The sequence below is a fragment of the Kineococcus siccus genome (assembly GCF_009906795.1).
GTDB classification, from domain to species: domain Bacteria; phylum Actinomycetota; class Actinomycetes; order Actinomycetales; family Kineococcaceae; genus Kineococcus; species Kineococcus siccus.
Genome location: NZ_JAAALN010000348.1, coordinates 1 through 2,577, shown reverse-complemented (window position 1 = coordinate 2,577; position 2,577 = coordinate 1). Strand labels below are relative to the sequence as shown.

At 78.9% G+C, this 2,577-nt stretch carries 4 protein-coding genes; 1 reads left to right on the top strand and 3 read right to left on the bottom strand.

The window, feature by feature from the left end; all coding sequences use genetic code 11:
• The coding region (locus GTR02_RS21250) for an NAD(P)H-dependent glycerol-3-phosphate dehydrogenase (RefSeq protein WP_205709764.1) at positions 1-989 on the top strand (989 nt) is incomplete at its 5' end.
• A 21-nt stretch (positions 990-1,010) separates the two neighbouring features.
• Here the strand turns inward: GTR02_RS21250 and GTR02_RS21245 are convergent.
• From GTR02_RS21245 to GTR02_RS21235, 3 genes are read right to left on the bottom strand one after another with little or no spacing between them, the layout of a single operon-like run.
• A complete protein-coding gene (locus tag GTR02_RS21245; RefSeq protein WP_166609462.1) occupies positions 1,011-1,424 on the bottom strand; it encodes an SRPBCC family protein in 414 nt (137 codons plus the stop codon).
• 4 nt (positions 1,425-1,428) lie between these two features.
• Complete coding sequence (locus GTR02_RS21240; protein ID WP_166609461.1) at positions 1,429-1,977, bottom strand: YbaK/EbsC family protein; 549 nt, start codon at positions 1,975-1,977, stop codon at positions 1,429-1,431.
• The gene (locus tag GTR02_RS21235; RefSeq protein ID WP_166609460.1) at positions 1,974-2,489 is read right to left on the bottom strand and encodes a YbhB/YbcL family Raf kinase inhibitor-like protein; all 516 of its coding nucleotides are present in this window, start codon (positions 2,487-2,489) and stop codon (positions 1,974-1,976) included. The genes GTR02_RS21240 and GTR02_RS21235 overlap by 4 nt, the downstream gene beginning before the upstream one ends.
• Between the last annotated feature and the right edge of the window lie 88 nt (positions 2,490-2,577).

Below are 2,577 nucleotides of genomic sequence, written 5' to 3'. Positions count from 1 at the left end.
GTCGTGGGACGTGCGGGCGGCCGGCGCCGGGCTGCGGCTGGAGCACGGCGTGCGGGCGCTCGGCGCCCCGGGCGACGCGGCGGGCCGAGCTCGCCGAGGAGATCACCGCGCGGCGCACGAGCGGGGCCTACCTGCCGGGGGTGACGCTGCCCTCGTCGCTGACGGCCACCGCCGACGTCGGGGTCGCCGCCGACGGCGCCGACCTCGTCGTCCTCGCGGTGCCGCTGCAGCTGCTCGCCGCGCACCTGCAGCGGTGGCGGGACCGGCTGCCGGCGCACGCGCCGTTCGTCCTGCTGACCAAGGGCGTGGAGACCGGGACGGGACGCTTCGGCCACGAGGTGCTGACCGACGGTCTCGGCGTCGGCCCCGGGCGCGTCGTCCTGCTGTCCGGGCCGAACCTCGCGCTCGAGGTCGCGCAGGGCCAGCCCGCGGCCACGGTGGTCGCGTGCGCCGACGCGAGCGTGGCCCAGCGCGTGGCGGACGCGTGCCGCAGCAGCACCTTCCGCCCGTACCTGTCCACCGACGTCGTCGGCGTGGACGTCGCCGGGGCCATGAAGAACGTGGTGACCCTGGCGCTGGGGATGGCCGAGGGGGCCGGGTTCGGGGCCAACGCACGCGCCGCGCTCCTCACGCGCGGCCTGGCCGAGGCGACCCGGCTCGGGGTCGCCCTGGGCGCCGACGCCCTGACCTTCCTGGGGCTCGCGGGGCTGGGGGACCTGGTCGCGACGAGCCTGTCGACGCTGTCGCGCAACCACCGGGTGGGGCTCGCGCTGGGCCGCGGTGCCACGCTGGAGCAGGCGCTCGCGAGCCTGGCGGGCGGCACGGCGGAGGGCGTCGCCTCGACCGCGCCCGTGCTCGCGCGGGCCCGGAGCGTGGGCGTCGAGCTGCCGCTGGCGGCCGAGGTGCTGGACGTCCTCGCGGGTCGCCGGACGCCGCAGGAGGCGTCGGAGCGGCTGCTGTCCCGGCCGCCGGCGCACGACGGTCCCTGAGCTCGCGCGGACGGCGGCGCGTCAGCCGCCGACGAGGCGCCGCAGCGCCGCCCGCGCCGCGGGGGAGTAGCCCAGCACGACCGGGGCCGGGCCGTCGAGCACGAGCCACGTGAGGCAGCCGGCCGCCGCGTCGCCCGGGGCGCCGAGCGCCCGCACGCCGTGCTCCAGCCGCAGCCCGGCGCCGGCCGCCCGCACGTCCCACGACCACGTCCAGGCGGCCGCGTCCACCGCGGTGACGACGAACGGCACCCGCAGCCCGGCCGGGCCGTGCACGGTGCCCGCGAGGCCGGTCGCGAGGACGGTCGCGAGGACGGGGCCCGGGGTCCGGACGTCGCGCACCTGGGGAGACCACCGCGACCAGCGGGCGGGCTCGGCGTAGTCGCGCCAGACCTCGCGGGCCGGCCGCGGCCCGCGCACGACGAGGCGGCGGCGCACGGGCTCAGCGCTCCAGCGCGATGTCCACGACCTCGGCGCCGGGCAGGCCCGCGAGGTCGGCCCCGCGCACGACGAGCTTGGAGCGCCGCACGCCGGACCCGACGAGCACCCACGCCGCGGCGGCCACCCGCCCGTCGACGAGGACGCGCCAGCCGGCCGGGAGCCCGAGGGGCGTGATGCCGCCGTGCTCCATGCCGCTCTCGGTGACCGCCCGGTCCACCGGCAGGAAGGACGCCTTGCGGACGTCGAGGGCCCGCTTGACGGCGCTGTTGACGTCGGCGCGGGTCGTCGCGAGCACGACGCACGCCGCGACCCGCTCCTCGCCCTCGCGCCGGCCGGACACCACCACGCAGTTCGCGGAGCCGTCCGGCGGGACGCCGGCCGCCTCGACCAGCGCCGCGGTGTCCGCCACGGCGGGGTCGATGCCGCAGACCCAGGCCCCGGCCGGCAGGGCCGCGAGCACGGCGGGCGTCAGCAGATCGGGGCGGGTGGCGGCGGCGTGCAGCTCCAGGTCGCCCGCGACCCGCTGCGCCGCAGCCGGGACCGCGGTCACCGCTGGTAGGTGGCCGTGAGGGTCGCGCGCGCCAGGACGTGGCCCAGCGAGGTGAAGGCGGCGACGGTGGGCGTGGCCTCGGCGGGCAGGCCGAGGGACTCGACGTCGAGGGCGTGGACCGCGAACACGTACCGGTGCGCGCGGTCGCCGGGCGGGGGAGCGGCGCCGGTGTAGTCGGCCGTGCCCATGTCGTTGCGCAGCACCAGGGCGTCCCCGAGGTGGGCGGGGGCGTCGGCGCCCGTGGGCAGCTCCGTCGTCGTGACGGGGAGGTCGACGACGGTCCAGTGCCAGAACCCCGCGGGCGTGGGCGCGTCCGGGTCGAAGCAGTTGAGCAGGAAGGACTTCGTGCCCTCGGGGAACCCGCTCCACGACAGCTGCGGCGACACGTTCCCGTCCGCGTGCGCGTCGGCCATCACCGCTCCCTCCGCGACGTCGGTGGAGGTCAGCGCGAAGCTCGGGACCTGCGGCAGCAGCGAGTACGGCTCGGGGGCGACGGGGCGCTCGAGGTTCATGTCCGCACTCTAGGCAGCGGTCGCGGGCCGTGCCCGCCACCCCCGCGGCAGCACGACGCCCCCGCGGCCGGGGGGCGTCGTGCTGCCG

What these genes read in the sequence shown, in the direction of transcription:
- GTR02_RS21235 (WP_166609460.1), bottom strand. Translation starts at nt 2,489, where the DNA reads ATGAACCTCGAGCGCCCCGTCGCCCCCGAGCCGTACTCGCTGCTGCCG.